This is a genomic window from Oribacterium sp. (assembly GCF_057249185.1).
Genome location: NZ_DBHIGR010000009.1, coordinates 1 through 17,602 on the forward strand (window position 1 = coordinate 1; position 17,602 = coordinate 17,602).

Here is a 17,602-nt window from a genome sequence, read left to right on the forward strand (position 1 = left end):
CGTATTTATAGCATTCCTCTGCATCCGTTTCTTCCCACGGACGGAGGATAAGTCTCTCCGTTTCTAAAATCATATCTATCCTTTCTTTCTCTTGGGAGCCGGTAGCAATTCATGCACTACTGTTCACTTTTTTATATTTCTGCTTCCTACTGTTTGGCTTATCAGGTATCGTCATTTCTATTTTTCCTGCATTAAGTAAAGGAACAAGATATCTTTTTCTAAAATTCTTGCTATCCGTAAGACCAAGGAAATCCATTATCTCACGCTTACTACGTGGCATACCACAAAATTCGATTAGTTCCGCCAGTCTTTGATCCAAGTCTTTTCCGGAATGCGACCAGCGATGTTTCCTCAAATGGGCATTCATGAGAATACCGCTGTACGCCAAGAAAGTAACTGAAGATACGGGTTGGCAGAACAACCCACTCGTTCTCCCCAGCCAACGCATGAGATACCAACCAATCCCCATAAAACGCAACCGATATACAATGTATAAAAAGACCACAGGGTAAGTATTATGGGAACTATGATGATACAAGCTATCAATATTGAATATGGCAGGAATCCGAAAACCAAAAATGCTGCATAAAATCCAGCATAAGTTCAACACGACAAAATAGCCTATACAATCACATACTCTAATAATCGTATTTTTCATATTTTATCTAGGCCACCTTTGTTCTGCAGATAATAACTTCTGAAATGTTACATGAGGTTCCTTCTGATACCAATATGCAACACTCGAAAGATCATCCTGTCTTTCAAATAACCCATTATGACTGACTCCAATCTGTTGTACAGTTACCTTCAAATCTTTTTCAAAGAATATTGGATCAGGAATGTGCCATCTGTAAAATCCCCGCATTGGAGGACAGTCATCATTATGATATTGATTATATACAAGGGAATCATGTCTTGAATAAAAAGGATATCCCAAATACGATGTACAATAATTATTTTCTACAGTTTTTCCATTATCGTTAGAAGCAAAACTCCATGAGCCTCCAAAATAATCCTCCATCCCTGTCCCACATATCGTTGGATATTTTACATCTCCATCAATATAAAATTTAACTTCTCCCTCTCCCCACCAGTATCTTTGGAGAACAGAAAGTCCAATGTAAGTACCTATATACTGGCCGCTTCCTTTTATATTATCCAAAATAACGTAATCTTTTCCCTTTTCTGTAACTGCCTGTCGCCTCCATTGTGCGTGAAAATAAGCTGTATCCTCCGGAAGCGCATCATACAGGCAGTAATCAATCTGATAGAAAAAAGCTGGTATTACGTTTTTATGCTGGTTTTCTAGTACTATCCGAGCATGTTTATGAAACGGCATCGAAAAATATGAATTCAATCCGCGGGATGGTACTACAGTAATCACCGCGGAATTAATAATACATTCCTGTCCAAATCCACAACAAAAAAAATCTCCTAATGGCGTTTCAACCGAGGGATTTTCTTCATCATCCCAATAAATACGTAGAACAAGGTCCCTCAGAACAAAACAATCGCCGTCTGAGGTTTTCTTGTCAACAGTAATCCATATATGTTGAATGACACCTGGCCCCTCTATATCAGCAAGAATTTCCTCCTGTCCTGGTTGAATGTTCGTAAGACAGGGTTTCCCCTTTCGAGACGGCCCAAGAGGACTCGCTGCCATTCCACCTCTGCCCTTTTCTCCTGTTCTGTTTTCCGCATTTATTGCTCTGCTCTTTCCATGTGTCAGATATGGCATCATGCTTACATTTCCTGGAAATATCATCTTCGTACCTCCATTTAACCTTTTGTGGCTCCCATTGTCATACCAGCAGTAACCCACTTATTAAAGGCAAAATAAATAATTAATGGTGGAAGTGTGGAAATAACGATTGCGGCAAAAGTAGACCCCCGTCCACATTTCCGAAAGCTCCAACGTAATCTTTAAGTCCCATGGCAACAGTTTTAGCGTTGCTGTCACTGATAAATGTATTCGCGAATATAAAGTCATTCCATATAAGAACACTATACATCGACGCAATAGTAATTATAGTATTTCGTGCTAGCAGAAATACAATCTTGATAAAAATTTTTCCATGATCGCAGCCGTCTACAATAGCTACCCACTTGATAATACGGTGACCAACAAAAACTGCAGGAGAGGCTGTTCCACAAAACTGAGGAGTCAACATCTGACAAACGCATGCCGGATTTTTACTACATCCGCAAGGAGCTTCTGCACAATGGCGTAACCAGGAAGCTTCTCTGCGACTTCCCGACAAGCGGGAATTTACCGCTCACCCCTAACCTCTATAATTTCACCTACAAAAACGATATGTGGTTGCCATCCTCCATTGAAATCGGGATATTCTTTTGGTATGGAAGCATAGTACTCCTGAACTTCAGTTGCAAGATCCTCTTTAGAAAATTGGTGCTGATACAACTTTTTGCAAAGAAATGTTAAATTTGCCTCTTTATAGGTTACACCCTGCCCGATTTCGATAGGAGTCAGTCCTGCACCGACAGCTTTATCCCCATCCCTGCCGGAATGCGAACCAATATAGCCCAATGCCTTTTTACAGCTTTCAGGATAAAAGCTTACCGTAAAAGTATCGCTGTTTTTCAAAAATTCACTGGTATAACGAGCAGGATGAACATAAACCGTAACCGTTGGTCTGCTCTTACCTGCAGTCCCCCAAATATTCCCCAGACTGCCCCAGCTAACAGTGCAGCTGTTATAATGTTCCATTGAGCCCGCTGTAACAACTGCCCACTGCTTATCAAACATTTCAAATACCTTATATTCTTTTTCTTTAAAGTTCTCCATATAACTTACCTCCATAAATTCCAGTTTATAAGAACAATTCACATTCTTTCCTGACTGAAAAAGCCTTTTTAATTGCCATTCCCACAACTGCCGTCATAAGGCCACTTACCTTTCGTGCATGTTTTGGACATACGGCTACGCACCGCATACATGAAATACATTTACTTTTATCTGTCATTCTTGGATTTTCCCTACCAATTGCTCCTGCAGGGCATTTATCCGCACATAATCCACATGCAGAGCATGAAGCATTTGCTTTTGGGCTCAGACCTGCACTGGATTCCTTATACGGTCTATTACAAAGCGGCTGATGCTCTTGGTCAGAATTACCGATATATGATGAGCGTATGCTTCATGAAGCATACGCTCAAAGTCACGCCGTGGCGATTCTCCCTTATCAGAAACAATATCGATAAATACATCTGTCAACTTCCACTGGTCAACATTGGCAACGGCTTTTGTAAGTGCCGATATCTGTGCAGAAAGGCTATATAGTTGGTTCTTCTCGCCGCTAATAACTTTGCAATAAATGCCTCCATTCTTTCAATTTAGTCTAATCATATCAAAATTTGCGAGACATGTACAGTAGTCTATTTTAGAGTTTTTAGGCACGTTTTTACAACATATATAGGATAATCGTTTGCGAAAACACTACATCTTGCGCGACATCAATACAACACACTCCACATGTTCTGTCCTGGGGAAATTATCTATTCCCACCCATTTCTCCAGCTTATATCCACCTTCTCCTAGATACTTAATATCTCTCGCCAGGCTTCCCGGATCACAGCTTACATAGACAATGCGCTTGGGGCTAAGTTCCAATACCGCGGAAAGGCAAGTTTCGTCACATCCTTTTCTAGGAGGATCCAAGGAAACCACATCCACCAGATTTCCCACGTCCTTGCCTTCCCTCTTCTGTTCTTCCACCCACTTGGGAAGGACTTCTTCAGCTGCACCCACAAAGAACTCTGCATTATGGAGACCATTATTTTCCGCATTTTTCTTGGCATTCTCAATGGCTTCCGGAACGATTTCCAACCCATAAACCTGCTTTGCTTTTTGTGCGAGGAAGAGGGAAATGGTACCGATTCCGCAGTAGCAATCCCAAACGGTTTCTTCTCCGGTAAGGGCTGCATACTCAAGAGCTTTCCCATAGATTTTCTCGGTTTGCACAGGATTTACCTGATAAAACGAGGGCACGGAAATAGAGAAGCTTAACTCCCCGATTTTATCCTCTATACTGTCTTTTCCGTAAAGGCAACGGGTTTCTCTTCCTAAAATAGCGTTGCCGCTACCTTCGTTGATATTCACGCAAAGTCCAATAATCTTTTCCTGAATTTTTCTATTTTCCTCGCAATGTCCATCAGCCTCGCTTTGTGTATCCACTCCACAGTGCAGCTCTGCTCTACTTTGTGTATCCATATCGCATTGCATATCCGCCCTGCTTTGTAAACTGCCTTCCTCGTCATTTAGCGAGAGTCCCTGCAACCTCTCCCAAAGCTCCTTCCCATGAGCCAGACTTCTGCCATTAATAACAAGGCAAAGCAGGATTTCTCCGGTAGAAAAGCCCTTTCTTAGGAAAATGTGGCGAAGCAGACCCCTCCCTGTTTCTTCCTCATAGCCGGAAATCTTGTATTCCTTTGCCCATTCTTTGATGCAGTTTAAAATCAAGGGATTCTCAGCGCTATTAATCAGACAGTCCTTGGTTTCGATAATGCGGTGGCTATGAAAGCCGTAAAATCCCATACTAAGATCAGAAGATTTTTCTTTAGCTTCTATTTTATTCTTTCCAGACCACTTCCCGTCCACTTTCCAATCCGAAACAGAAGTTGCCCCTCCACTTCTTATTTCCTTCCTACTCTGCACAGGATACTGGGCTTTATTCCGATAGCGTGAAAGCACTCCGCCCAGAATTCCCTCTTTTTTGCTCTCTACTTCCTCCGGAGAAAGTCCGGCAATACGAATCAGACTTTGGGCGATTCTGTCCTCTTTCCAGGAAAGTTCCTTTTCATAGGACAAATGCTGTAGCTGGCAGCCTCCGCATTTTCCCGCTACGGGACAGAGGGGTGTAATACGATAAGGAGATGCTTCCAAAAGCTTCTCCACCTTGGCATAGGCATAGTTCTTTTTCACCTTTAAAATCCTGGCCTCTACCCAGTCTCCCATCACGCTGTCTTTCACGAAAAAAACCAAGCCGTCCTTTTTTCCGACACCCTGGCCTTCCTCTGTTAAGTCTGTGATTTCCAGCATAATCAAGTCATTTTTTTGAAGAGACTGCTCTTTATTCCTCAACTTAGTTTTTTCGGAACTATTTTTTTCTGATTTTCTTTGATTAGACTTATTCTTCTCGGACTTGTTTTCCTCGGTCATATTTTTTCCTAACTTAGTTTTGGCAAACATATTTTTTCCTGACACTATTTTCCCCTGAATATATTTCTCTCGCTTTTAGCTATTTCTTTCCCGATAAACCAACAAAAAGGCTTATCCCTATAGCTATTCCAAAAATCACAAAAATAATCAGCATATTTTTCTCCTATAGGCTAAAACTCTATCCAACTCCCTCTGTGCTAAAGCTCCATCCAATTCTCTCCGTACTAAAAAACTCTGTCCAATTCCCTCTATGCTGAAGTTCCATCCAATTCCGTCTTTCTCTACCACTTCAAAATCAAACTTAAGAGACTCAAAAAAGGGAGTGTCCCCTGCTTTAGGAGAATCATCTTATCCGAGCTGATGGCGCCGTATACCGCCACCAAAAACATGATACTGCATAACACAAGGCAAAGCTCCACATTGGCACCGGGACTGTAAACGCCGTAAAGTAAAGCCAGACCCAGCAGGCCGTTATAAATTCCCTGATTTTTAAATAGGGTGTTGATATTTTTATTTCTTAGTTCTCGAACCGACATTTTAAAAACCCGGGAGGTGCTGTCACTGTCGGTCATAAAGGTTTCCAAAAGCATAATGTATAAAAACAATCCTGCCGTAGCGCTCATCAGGATTTTCTGAACCATGGTGATTTCCATCTTATTTTTCTCCCTATGAAACTGTAAGGTTTCTTCTACTACTCTGGCGTAAAACATATTGCCGTAGAGATAGCGGTAACCGCCATTTTCTTTTTTGGCAATGGGGTGACTGTATTTTATCGTCTTCCCTTTCGCCATGTTTTTAGCAAATTCCTCTGCCAATGCATCAGTGTATTTTCCTCCATTTTTCTCCACATAATACAAAAAGCCGGGGCCGTAATTATAAGCCTGAATTACTGCTTTTTCCTCCAGCCCCAATGCCCTTGCCTTTTCCTTTAAATCCTTATAATACTTTAACCCTTGCTCAATGGAGGCATCCGTATCCAATGTGTTTACCGGCAGACCCTTGGACTCGCTGGACTGCATCACATCTTTTAATTTGCCGTGGGATTCCACTGTCATAATGGCAAAGAGCACATCCAAGTCCTCTTCCAGTCCCTTTTCTTTGGCTACCCGCTCCATAGCGGCCTGGTGCTTTAGTACGGAAGCCGGAAAATACCATTGGGTCTGATGGGCTTTTCGGAATAAAAAGATTCCGAAAAGAAAGAGAAGGAAGAAGGCGGAAAAAAGCTTGATGCCTTCCATAAAGGAAGCAGTTCTGTCCTGCTGACTTTTCGCTTTTTTCCCTTGAAAAAAGGAGAAAATTCCCTTTTTCTTTTTGCCTCTTCCTTTCGCCATTCCTTTTGTTTTACCTCTAAAACTTCATTTTACGTTCTTTTTCACTGCGCCGGTGAATCTTCTTTAAACCTAGACGATAAAAGCTTTTCTTAGCTATATACTCTTTATGGCATCCCTAAGTTCAATTTGATTTCTTATAAGCTTGCCACCGCATCCCGAAGCTGAATCAAGCCCTGTTCCAAAAGCTTTCGGGAGCAGGCTACATTCAGACGCATAAATCCGGAAATTTCCTTTCCGAAGGATACGCCGGCATTTAGACCGATTTTTGCCTTATGCACCATAAAATCATTCAGTTCCTTATCATTCATGCCTAAGCCTCGACAATCCAAGAGCATCAGATAGGTGGCATCCGGCACATGCACCTTAAGTTTTGGAATCTCGCGACTAACAAAGTCTTCCACAAAGCTTAGGTTTGCCTCCAGATAAGGCAGGAGCTGGGAAAGCCATTCTCCGCCCTCGCGGTAAGCCGCTTCCATAGCCACGGAAGAAAAGGCATTGTTTCTGTGGATATCCATTCTCGTCCAGAACAGGTCGAAATCCTTCTTCAGTTCTTGATTGGGGAAAATGGTGGTGGAGGCCTGTAAGCCTGCCAAGTTAAAGGTCTTACTTAAGGATACGCAGGTAATCACCGTTTCCTTTGCCAAGGGAGAAACGGTTGCAGCGCGCAAATGCTTCTTCCCATGGAAAATAAGGTCAGAGTGAATTTCATCGGAAACCACCAGCACATGATGCTTGTGGCAGATTTCAATCATTTTCTGCAGCTCTTCTTTTTCCCAAACCAATCCCAGCGGATTATGGGGATTACAAAGAATGAAAATCTTGGCTTCCTTTGCCTTCTCTTCAAAGTCTGCAAAATCCACCTGCCATCTGTCTTCCTTTTCCACTAAGGCATTGGCCAAAACCTTTCTGCCGGCCATATCCGGAATATCCCAGAATTCTGTGTATACCGGACTTTGAATCAGGATTTTATCATCCACATGGGAAAAGGTACGGACAATGGCGGTAAGGCTTTGTACTACGCCTAAGGACCAGGACATGAGTGCGGTGTCCGGACACCAGTCATAGCGTTCCTTCTCCCAGTTCTGTACTGCTTCAAAATAGGAGTCCGGTCTGGAAGTGTAGCCAAAGATTCCTTCTTCCGCCCGTTTCTTGCAGGCGTCGATAATGGGCTGGGCTGTTTTAAAGTCCATATCCGCAATCCAAAGGGGAATCAAATCCTCTGTACCGAACTTCTTGATTCGTTCGTCATACTTTGCACAGCGAGTTCCCTTTCTATCGATTACTTCATCAAAATTGTATTGCATTGGCTTACTTCCTTTCTTAATGATCCTAGTAGTTTTTTAATAGCTTGTCTTTCAGACTATTCTAATCCTTGATTCAGCAGTTTAGCCTTGTCATCCGGACAATTTATCTTAATTCCTTAGCCTGACTCTTTGTCTTAATCCCTTAAAGCGGTTTTTTACTTTATTTCTTCCGAAAAAGAGCCGCTCTTATCCGAGCTTTCACCCTTTTCCAGACTTTCCTTCAGCCGGCTTCCTCTCGGACTCTGACTTCGCTGAAATATTCTGCCGGCTTCTCTGCTTTTTTCTCTTCTAACTTTTCTGCCGGCTTTTCTTCTGCCTTCTCCGCCGGCTTCTCTGCTGTCTTTTCCGCTACCTTAGAGCTTTCTTTTTTCTCCTGCTGCCCTTCCTGCTTTTCTTTGGAAACTTGAAGATTTTCTTCTTTTTGGGAAGAAAGAGCATTGGCACAGGAATCCTCGCCTTCCTCTGTAAAGGCAAATAACGCACAGCCGAAGCCCTTTAAGGGGTAGGCAATATGATAGTCTCTTCCGTCACACTCTCCCTTGACCACGGGGTAGTATTTTTCTTCCTTACAAAGCCCTTCTTCTGTAAGAATCAGTCTTGCTTCCTTGGCTTTCGGCATTCCTACCCAGTATTCTTCGTGATCCACGGGAGTCATGTTTACCACGAAGAGAAGACTTTCCCGATGCTCTCCCGGAATTTTGGCAGAAAGGGTTTTGCCGTTCTCTAATGCTGTATTGCCGTTTTCTAAAACGTCCTTACCCTCTGTTGCCACTGCCGCTAGGGCGCTATTCTGAACTCCCGGTTTTCCGGAATGGGAAAGATGGTTTTTCGGGTTACGAATGAAGCTGTAAATGGAACGGCTGGCATCATCCGCATTGACCCAGGAGAAGCCTTCATACAGATAATCCGCCTCATAAAGGGCAGGATAACTCTTATACAGTTGTAAAAGATCTCGCAGGAAGGAATGTAAGGAACGATTCTCCTGCTCTTCCAACAAATGCCAGTCGATGGAGCAATCCTCGTTCCACTCCCGGTATTGCCCGAAGTCCTGTCCCATAAAGAGCAGCTTCTTTCCGGCATGACCTATCATAAAGAAATAGGCAGCCTTTAAGTTTCGGAACTTCTGCTCCCGGCTTCCCGGCATTTTCTCAATCATGGAACGCTTCAGATGCACCACCTCGTCATGGGAAAGCACCAGAATGAACTTCTCCGAATAGGCATAGCTCATGCCGAAGGTCAGCTGATTATGATGATAGTTTCGATACATGGGATCTTCCTCCATGTAGCTTAGGAAGTCATGCATCCAGCCCATGTTCCATTTAAAGTGGAAACCTAAGCCCCCCTCATCCGGAGACTTGGTGATATCCGGCCAGGCCGTGGACTCCTCCGCAATAATCACGGTGCCGTCCTCTCTCTTTCGGATAATGGAATTCAAATGCTTAAAGAACTCGATGGCTGCCAGATTGCCATTTCCCCCGTAGATATTGGGAAGCCATTCTCCGTCTTTTCTGCCGTAATCCAGATACAGCATGGAAGCCACCGCATCCACTCGTAAGCCATCAATATGATACAGGTCATACCAATAGAGGGCATTGCCAATGAGGAAGTTTTGTACCTCTGTTTTCTCATAGTTAAAGACCTTGGTTCCCCAGTCCGGGTGCTCCCCCAAACGACTGTCCGGATGCTCGTAGCAGGCGGTTCCGTCAAAATCCGCCAGTCCGTGGGCATCCTTGGGAAAATGTGCGGGAACCCAGTCTAAAATCACCCCGATCCCGTGCTGATGCAAAATGTTAACCATCTCCATAAACTGTCTGGGATTGCCATATCGGGAGGTGGGGGCATAATAGCCGGTTACCTGATAACCCCAGGAGCCGTCAAAGGGATGCTCTGCAATGCCCATTAATTCTACATGGGTATAGCCCATGTAGTTACAGTATTCTGCCAGCTGTTCTCCCGCTTCGATGTAATTGATAAAACCGTTATTTTCCGGACGATTGTGCCGCTTCCAAGAGCCCAAATGCACCTCATACACGGACAGGGGGGATTCTTCCGGATTTCTTTTCTTTCGCTCCTCCATCCATTTTCCGTCTGCCCAGGGAAAATCGGAAAGGTCTGCTGTAATAGAGGCGGTTCCCGGTCTGAATTCTGCGGCAAAGGCATAGGGGTCTGCCTTGAAAATCCATTCCCCGGCCTCTGTCAAAATAGCATACTTATAAAGCTCTCCTACCCCCATTCCGGGATAAAATCCTTCATAAATGCCCGTACTCTCTAAGGGAAGCATGGGATTCCTCTCCGGATCCCAGCCGTTTCGATCACAAACGATGGACACTCTCTTGGCATGGGGAGCCCAAACCGCGAAGTGGATTCCCTCCTGCCCTTCAAAGCAAGCAGGATGAGCACCCATCTTCTCATAAATTTTATAATGCCTTCCGTTTCCAAAAAGATACCGGTCTAACTCTGAAAGAAAACCTTCCATAGAACTCTCCTCCTCTTTTCCATCAGCAGATGGGAATCATTCTCTTCGTTTATTTTCTTAGTATACCTTATTTTCGAGTCTTTTGTCCTCTTATTTTTAGTGCTTTTCTCCTCTTATTTATAGAACTCTTCTCTCCTTATTTTCAGATCTGTTGTCCTCTTATTTTTAGAGTTAAAACACCCTCTGTTACCGATTGGCAGAAAAAGCTAAAAAGGAAAAGGAGGGCTAAGCTTCCCTCCTTTTCTTTCTGCTTATCTTATTTTAACTTAATGATTCTTCCTCCGTGAGCCTCACAGAAAACCTTGATATTTCCTTCTTCTGTCAGCTCCACCGGCTCTGTGGTCATCAGGTCGAAGGCAATGCTCGCCTTCTTGGGAAGCATCAGGGTAATATATTGATCCATGCTGTCATTGTTCAGTACCGTAAGCACGGCACTGTTTCCGTCCATACGAAGATAGGCATAGAGTCTATGGTCCAGGTAAACCTCTTTAAACTCTCCGATTTGCAGCTCCGAATTCTTTCCGTGAATTTCCGCAAGCTTTGCAATATAGCTGGTAAAGGCATCCGGCTTATATTGGGACAGGGTGAATTTAGGAGAAAGAATTTCTCCCTCCTTTTCCCCTCTTTTTCCTGCCAAAGCGTATTCTCCTCCATAATACAAAGTAGGTCTTCCCGGCAGGGTGAAAAGTGCCATATAGATTCCCCACAGATTTTTTTCCTCTTCTAAGACCGTGGCGATTCTATGGGTATTGGGACTTTCCAGAAAGAGCTGCATTTGCTTAGTAAGCTCTTGATTTTTTCCGATTCTTTGGGCCAAATCATAGAAATTCTTCTCATTAAAGGCCTGACAAAGCCCCTGATAAAGCTCCTGATTGGCCAAGGATTGCAGGGTTTCCGTATTGATTGCTCTGGCCAACTCTCCGATAAACTGCTCTCCCAAAAGGAAGAACTCCGCTTTCATTTGACTGCTAAAGTAACGGAGGGATTTTTGAAAATGAATGTCCACCGCTTCACTGTAGGCCAGACGCAGGCCGTCAATATCATAGGCGGAAATCCAGTGCTTTACCTGTTCCACAAGATAAAGCCGAAGCTCCTCATTGTCCAGATTGAATAAGGGATGTTCCGGCATATTTCTAAAGGATTGATAGGAAAAGGAACCCCCCATGGGGGAGCTCTTTGAAAAATCTAAATCCAAAAACCAATCACAATACGGAGAGGCTTCTCCCTTTTCCTGCAAGTCTTGGAAGGCAAAAAAGCTTCTGTCACAGAAGGGAAATGCCACATCCAAAACAATGCGGATTCCCATCCCATGGGCATCCGCCACAAAGTTTCGAAACTCTTCTTCCGTCCCCAACCATTCCCGAATCTGATGAAAGTCTCCTGTGCCGTACTGTAAGGGATTCTTGGAAAACACAGGTCCCAGAATAATACCGTCACAGCCTAAGACCTTTAAATAGGGGAGGTATTCCTCCAGCTCCTTGATATTGCTGTTCTCATCTCCGGAAAGGGTGGAAAGCACCGCTCCCGGCAGGATTTGATAAAAAATTGCGCCATCATACCAGGCCATGATTGCTCTCCTGTAATTTCTTCACAAAACGCTCTATTCTTTCCAAAGCCAGCTTTAAATTTTCAATGGAATAGGCGTAGGATATACGAATAAAGCCCTCACCCGAATCTCCGAAGGCATTTCCCGGCACCACCGCCACCTTTTCTTCCCGGAGCAGTCGTTCCGCAAATTCTTCACTACTGAGACCGAACTTCTTTATGCAGGGAAAGACATAGAAAGCCCCAAAGGGTTCAAAGCAGTCCAAGCCCATTTTCTGAAAATGGTACAAGAGGAGTCTTCTTCTTTCATTGTAGGCATCCCGCATTCTCAGCACGTCCTCTTCGCCGTTCCGAATGGCTTGCACAGCGGAATACTGAGAAGTGGTGGGAGCGCACATAATGGCATACTGATGGAGCTTTAACATTTGCTTTAAAATGGGAGCCGCACTGCAAGCATATCCCAAGCGCCATCCTGTCATAGCATAGGCCTTGGAAAACCCGTTGATATATACGGTTCTTTCCCGCATTCCCGGGAACTCAATAATAGAACGATGCTCTCCCTTATAGCAAAGGGCGGAATAGATTTCATCGGTCAGCACATAGAGATTATGCTTTAAAATCAAGGGCACAATCTCTTCCAAATCCTTCTTCTCCATAATGGCACCGGTAGGATTGTTGGGGAAGGGGAGAACCAGTATCTTCGTTTTCTCGGTAATGGCCTGCTCCAACTTTTCTTTCGTCAGACGGAACTGATCCTTCGCCTCTAAGGCAATGGGCACCGGTATGCCGTAGGCCATTTTTACACAGGGGGTATAGGAAACATAGCAGGGCTCCGGAATCAAAACCTCGTCTCCCGGCTCTAAAATGACACGCATAGCCAAATCTATGGCCTCCGAACCTCCTACGGTAACCATGACCTCATTCTTAGCGTCATACTGCACCTGATGCTTCTCGGCCACATAGTCGGAGATGGCTTCTCGAAGCTCCAAGAGACCCGCATTGGAGGAATAAAAGGTTCTTCCCTTCTCTAAAGAATGGATTCCCTCTTCCCGAATATGCCAGGGGGTATCAAAGTCCGGTTCTCCTACGCCAAGAGAAATGGCATCCTTCATTTCCGATACAATATCAAAAAACTTCCGGATTCCACTGGGACGTATATTTACAATCGCCGGGTTTAATTCCCTGGGCGAATTTCGTTGCTGTTCCTTGTTTTCGCTCATGCTCACTCTCTTATTTCTTCCTTAGAAAAATCCTCTTGACTCTCCCTGAACACTATGGAGATACCTGCATTCTTTCATCCTTCTTCGGAGCCACCAGTTTGGTGCCGTGATCCTTGTACCGCTTTAATACGAAGTGGGTGGCTGTGGAAAGCACCGACTCCATAGGTCCTAACTTCATGGAAACGAAGTTAGCCACTTCCTTCATGGTTCTTCCCTTTACGATTACGGTAAAGTCAAAGGCTCCACTCATCAGATACAGGGCATCCACCTCTTCGTACTGGTAAATGCGCTCTGCAATGCTGTCAAAGCCCATGCCTCTCTGGGGAGTTACCTTCACCTCAATGAGGGCATCTACCCGTTCATCCTGGGTGCTGTCCCAGTTAATCAGGGTGTGGTAGGCACAAATCACGCCTTCCTCTTCCATCGCCTTGATTTCAGCCCCTACCTGCTCCGGATCTTCTCCCAAAAGGGCTGCCAAATCCTCCACAGGCAGTTTCGCATTCTTCTCTATGATGCTTAGAATTTTTTCTCTCATGCTTCTCCTTTATTTTCCTTCCATAGGACCGGATATCTGTTTTATAAAAATTCTCAGAATCTTCCCTTACCAAGCGGGAAAGCTTAGCCTGAAGTTCTTTTCCCGAAAATCTATTGTACTCAATTTCCAAAAGCACCGCAAGGGAAAGGCATTCTCCTTAAAGCAGCAGGGAGTCCTGCCGGATATAGAAGGCGGTCAGACTTTCTTCCAGCTCCTTTTTAGAAAACAACTCCTCCAAGCTGTCTCTCTCCCTTTTTGTTAAAAAGGACTCTCCCTGAGCATCCCTTCTCATGCGCTTCTTTCCCTCTTCCGAAATACCGATACAGGAAGCCGCAATTCCTCTTTCCCTTGCCAGCTCTGAAAATGCCTCCCCTTCCTCCAATCGGAGGAGATAAGCATTTTCCGAATAAAGATAATAAGGGGAAATCTGAAAATGCTCACAAAGTTCTATCGTCCCCTGTAGGAAGGGGATTTTTTCGTAGGAAAAGGAAAAACCGCCTCCGGAAAGACGCCACAAAGCGGATAGAATTCCTCCTCTTCCCAGGGGCAGTATCTCTGAAATCCCGAAGTCGGAAATCCAGTTTGGAAATAGATTTTCCACACTCCCTAAGCTAAGCTCTCCTGCATTCCATTTGGCTTGCAGATCCTCTTCATAAAGAGGAATACTTTGCCCCTTCTTCTCCCCTTCTGCAAACAAAAGAATATTTTCCGCAGAAAGTACAGGAAGTTTGGGAAGTTCGGAAAGTCCGGACTGCTCCGAAACTTTCTCTCGTTCTTCGGCTAAGTCTTCCCTTCCGCTCTCCTGCTGCTTCCCTTGAAGATTCCCCTTCAATAAAAGTCTTGGCAGACTTCTCAGTCTTTCCTCTTCTTCCTCTATAAAAGCTTTGGAAAAGGGACAATCCTTTATCTCCCGTATTTTTTTCCATAAAAACTGGCTACCCCATTGTCCGGGGTAGCCTAAAAGAAGGATTTTTTCTCTTCTCATTTTACATTCTCGAAAGCAATGGTGGCAATACCATGGTAAGTACCATCATGGCAATCAAAATCACAACGATCACTGTAGTAATGGTTTTTTTCTGTTTTGGACTAAACATAGTTTCTCCTTTTCTTTCCTAATCCTTGCCATTGTAATTCCAAATGAAAGGATTAGCAAGAGATTTGAAGAATCTTCTCTCCATAGGCGGATTTCCTTGTAAAAATCCAAGCTACAAAGACAGCATTTTGACAGAATTCCGGCTTTCTACATATAGGTCTTTTTGTAGAATTCCAGTCTTCCCAGGGCTCTGGCCAAAGCCGCCTGAGACTTCTTAAACTCCTGATAGCTCTGCTTCTGGCGAAGCTCTTCCTCCGCCCTTTCCTTAGCCTCTTCCGCTCTTCGGATATCCATCTCTTCCTTGGTTTCCAAAGTGTCTACCAAAAGAGTAAGACGGTTATTGGCAAACTGCAGGATACCCTTTCCTACTTCCACATGCTCCCAGGAGCCGTCCGGCTTCTGCATGTCCAATACGCCGATATCCACCGCTACTACAATCGGGGCATGGTGCGCCATAAAACCGATTTGTCCGTCCAGTGTTCGTACGTTCAAATATCGCAAACGGTCATCATAGTACACCTTGTTGGTGGCAATAACCTTTGCGCTAAATAAGTTTCCGTTTCCTCGCATCATAGAAAACTCCTTAGCCCTTTAAGAGCTCTGCCTTCTTCTTTACGTCCTCCAGATTTCCTACATTGAAGAACGCAAGCTCCGGCACATCATCCATTTCTCCGCTGATAATGGCCTTAAAGCCCTCGATGGTTTCCTTCAAAGGCACATAGCGTCCTGCTACGCCGGTAAACTGTTCTCCCACGAAGAATGGCTGAGAAAGGAAGTTACGAATCTTTCTGGCACGATATACCAAAAGCTTATCCTCCTCGGAAAGCTCTTCCATACCAAGGATAGCGATAATATCCTGTAATTCCTTGTACTTCTGTAAAATCTGTAAAACGCTCTGGGCAGTGTCATAGTGCTCTTTTCCCACAATGCTTTCTTCCAAAATACGGGAAGAAGACTCCAAAGGATCCACCGCCGGATAAATACCCTGCTCAACAATCTTTCTGGAAAGTACTGTTGTGGCATCCAAGTGGGCAAAGGTGGTTGCCGGTGCCGGGTCGGTTAAGTCATCCGCCGGAACGTATACCGCCTGTACGGAGGTAACGGATCCCTCCTTGGTGGAGGCAATTCTTTCCTGCAGCTGTCCCATTTCGGAAGCCAGGGTAGGCTGGTATCCTACCGCGGAAGGCATTCTTCCCAGCAGAGAAGATACCTCGGAACCTGCCTGCACAAAACGGAAGATGTTGTCGATAAAGAGCAACACATCCTTCTTCTGCACATCACGGAAATACTCCGCCATGGTAAGTCCTGTCTCCGCCACACGCATTCTGGCTCCGGGAGACTCGTTCATCTGTCCGAATACCAGGGCAGTATTCTTGATAACGCCGGACTCCGTCATTTCCATATAGAGGTCATTACCCTCACGGGAACGCTCTCCTACTCCGGTAAAAATAGAGTATCCGCCGTGCTCTGTTGCCACGTTTCGAATCAGCTCCTGAATCAGGACGGTTTTTCCTACTCCGGCACCTCCGAACAGTCCGACCTTTCCCCCCTTTGCATAGGGAGCAATCAGATCAATAACCTTGATTCCGGTTTCCAGTACCTCCTGTACCGGGCTTTGATCCACAAAAGCAGGCGGTTTTCTGTGGATTTCCCATTCCTCTCCATCGGTAATGGGATCCTTTCCGTCAATGGTTTCTCCCAATACATTAAAGAGACGACCGAGAGTCTGCTCTCCAACCGGAACGGAAATACCCTTTCCTGTGGAACGGACCTCCATGTCTCTTTCCAATCCCTCACTGGGGGCCAGCATGATGCAACGGACGGTATTCTCTCCTAAATGCTCAGCTACCTCCATGGTTCCTGTTACGCCGTGGTTGTCTACCACCATGGCGGTCTTAATCTTGGGAAGCGGGGCTTCCATAAACTCCACATCCACAACAGGTCCCATAACCTGGACAATTTTTCCTGTCTGCATTTCCCCCTTCTCCTCTCTTTATACAATTAAACCTCTTGTTTATTTTTCTTTTTGGCCGCCTTCTGGGCCTTGGCTCCTGCGGCAATCTCCGTAATTTCCTGGGTAATCTGTGCCTGTCTGGCACGATTGTACTGAATCCGGAGCTTCTGCTTTAATTCATTTCCGTTACGATTCGCCGCGTCCATGGAGGTCATTCTGGCCTGTTGCTCCGCACAAAAGGCCTCCACTAAAGCACTGTAAATATAACCGTTAATATAATCCGGGATAATATTGTCAATCAAAGCATCCGTGTTCGGAAAAATATTAAAGGCTTCATAGTTTGCGGTAATCGGCAACTTCACAAATACCGGATGAAGCTTATCCAAGGGAAGAAGCTGCTCCTCTTCACATTCCATTTCCAAAGAATTCTTCATTCTGGTGAAAACGATATGCAGTTCGTCAATCTCCCTATCCTCAAAATATTCCATCATTTTTCGGGTAATCACACGGGCTCTGTGCAGGGTAGGATTCTGGGCGGTGTAATGAAAAGCCTCTTCAATGGGAATGTTTCTGCTGTGAAAATAGCTTCTTCCCATCTCTCCCACCACAAAAAGCCGATAATTCGAATATTTTGCTAAAAGCTCTTCCGTTTTCCGGATGACATTGTGGTTATAGGCTCCTGCCAGTCCCTTATCCGCAGTCACGCAGATGATGGCCACCGCACCCTGACCGTTGGCCATGCCCTCACGAAGATCCAGATAAGGATGGGTATAATCCTCCGGCAAATGTCGCATAACTCTGGCCATCATAGATTGCAGGGTATAAAAGTAAGGCTCGGTTTGCATCAAACCCGCTCTGGCCTTACGCATCTTTGTACTGGAAATCAAATACATGGCATTGGTAATCTTCATGGTGTTATCAATGCTGTGAATTCGGTCTCGTAATTCTCTTGTTGTAGGCAAGGT

Annotated in this window: 16 protein-coding genes; all 16 read right to left on the reverse strand. The window is 44.7% G+C overall.

What is annotated here, in order from left to right; translation table 11 throughout:
• Nucleotides 1–109: 109 nt before the first annotated feature.
• Nucleotides 110–658, reverse strand: a complete 549-nt coding sequence (locus tag ACO4PX_RS01145) for a Fic family protein (RefSeq protein WP_156778125.1) — start codon at nt 656–658, stop codon at nt 110–112.
• A 3-nt stretch (nt 659–661) separates the two neighbouring features.
• Complete coding sequence (locus ACO4PX_RS01150; protein WP_007157367.1) at nt 662–1,765, reverse strand: glycoside hydrolase family 172 protein; 1,104 nt, start codon at nt 1,763–1,765, stop codon at nt 662–664.
• A 504-nt stretch (nt 1,766–2,269) separates the two neighbouring features.
• Nucleotides 2,270–2,806, reverse strand: coding sequence for a flavin reductase (locus ACO4PX_RS01155; RefSeq protein ID WP_485571010.1), 537 nt, complete (start codon nt 2,804–2,806; stop codon nt 2,270–2,272).
• Between the two features lie 25 nt (nt 2,807–2,831).
• Nucleotides 2,832–3,155 (reverse strand): 4Fe-4S binding protein, encoded by a 324-nt coding sequence (locus ACO4PX_RS01160; RefSeq protein WP_485571023.1) that lies wholly within the window; start codon nt 3,153–3,155, stop codon nt 2,832–2,834.
• Complete coding sequence (locus ACO4PX_RS01165; protein ID WP_485571024.1) at nt 3,071–3,337, reverse strand: recombinase family protein; 267 nt, start codon at nt 3,335–3,337, stop codon at nt 3,071–3,073. Before ACO4PX_RS01165 ends, ACO4PX_RS01160 begins: the two co-directional genes overlap by 85 nt.
• Nucleotides 3,338–3,457: 120 nt before the next feature.
• A complete protein-coding gene (rlmD, locus tag ACO4PX_RS01170; RefSeq protein ID WP_485571012.1) occupies nt 3,458–5,179 on the reverse strand; it encodes a 23S rRNA (uracil(1939)-C(5))-methyltransferase RlmD in 1,722 nt (573 codons plus the stop codon).
• A 281-nt stretch (nt 5,180–5,460) separates the two neighbouring features.
• Nucleotides 5,461–6,510: a DUF1304 family protein gene (locus ACO4PX_RS01175; protein WP_485571014.1), complete on the reverse strand. Its 1,050-nt coding sequence runs from the start codon at nt 6,508–6,510 to the stop codon at nt 5,461–5,463.
• 134 nt (nt 6,511–6,644) lie between these two features.
• Entirely contained in the window at nt 6,645–7,814 is a 1,170-nt protein-coding gene (locus ACO4PX_RS01180) for a MalY/PatB family protein (protein ID WP_304072863.1), read from the reverse strand.
• A 220-nt stretch (nt 7,815–8,034) separates the two neighbouring features.
• Nucleotides 8,035–10,290 (reverse strand): 1,4-alpha-glucan branching protein GlgB, encoded by a 2,256-nt coding sequence (gene glgB, locus ACO4PX_RS01185; protein WP_485571016.1) that lies wholly within the window; start codon nt 10,288–10,290, stop codon nt 8,035–8,037.
• Between the two features lie 256 nt (nt 10,291–10,546).
• On the reverse strand, nt 10,547–11,857 hold the full coding sequence (locus ACO4PX_RS01190) for an alpha-amylase family glycosyl hydrolase (protein WP_485571018.1): 1,311 nt from the start codon (nt 11,855–11,857) through the stop codon (nt 10,547–10,549).
• Complete coding sequence (locus ACO4PX_RS01195) at nt 11,844–13,055, reverse strand: aminotransferase class I/II-fold pyridoxal phosphate-dependent enzyme (RefSeq protein ID WP_315364665.1); 1,212 nt, start codon at nt 13,053–13,055, stop codon at nt 11,844–11,846. The genes ACO4PX_RS01190 and ACO4PX_RS01195 overlap by 14 nt, the downstream gene beginning before the upstream one ends.
• A 52-nt stretch (nt 13,056–13,107) precedes the next feature.
• A complete protein-coding gene (locus ACO4PX_RS01200) occupies nt 13,108–13,590 on the reverse strand; it encodes an Lrp/AsnC family transcriptional regulator (protein ID WP_007157393.1) in 483 nt (160 codons plus the stop codon).
• A gap of 157 nt (nt 13,591–13,747) precedes the next feature.
• On the reverse strand, nt 13,748–14,575 hold the full coding sequence (locus ACO4PX_RS01205) for an AIR synthase family protein (RefSeq protein WP_472446311.1): 828 nt from the start codon (nt 14,573–14,575) through the stop codon (nt 13,748–13,750).
• A 255-nt stretch (nt 14,576–14,830) separates the two neighbouring features.
• Complete coding sequence (atpC, locus tag ACO4PX_RS01210; RefSeq protein ID WP_007157396.1) at nt 14,831–15,256, reverse strand: ATP synthase F1 subunit epsilon; 426 nt, start codon at nt 15,254–15,256, stop codon at nt 14,831–14,833.
• A 10-nt stretch (nt 15,257–15,266) separates the two neighbouring features.
• On the reverse strand, nt 15,267–16,658 hold the full coding sequence (gene atpD / locus ACO4PX_RS01215; protein ID WP_007157397.1) for a F0F1 ATP synthase subunit beta: 1,392 nt from the start codon (nt 16,656–16,658) through the stop codon (nt 15,267–15,269).
• 26 nt (nt 16,659–16,684) lie between these two features.
• The gene (atpG, locus tag ACO4PX_RS01220) at nt 16,685–17,599 is read right to left on the reverse strand and encodes an ATP synthase F1 subunit gamma (RefSeq protein WP_315375089.1); all 915 of its coding nucleotides are present in this window, start codon (nt 17,597–17,599) and stop codon (nt 16,685–16,687) included.
• Between the last annotated feature and the right edge of the window lie 3 nt (nt 17,600–17,602).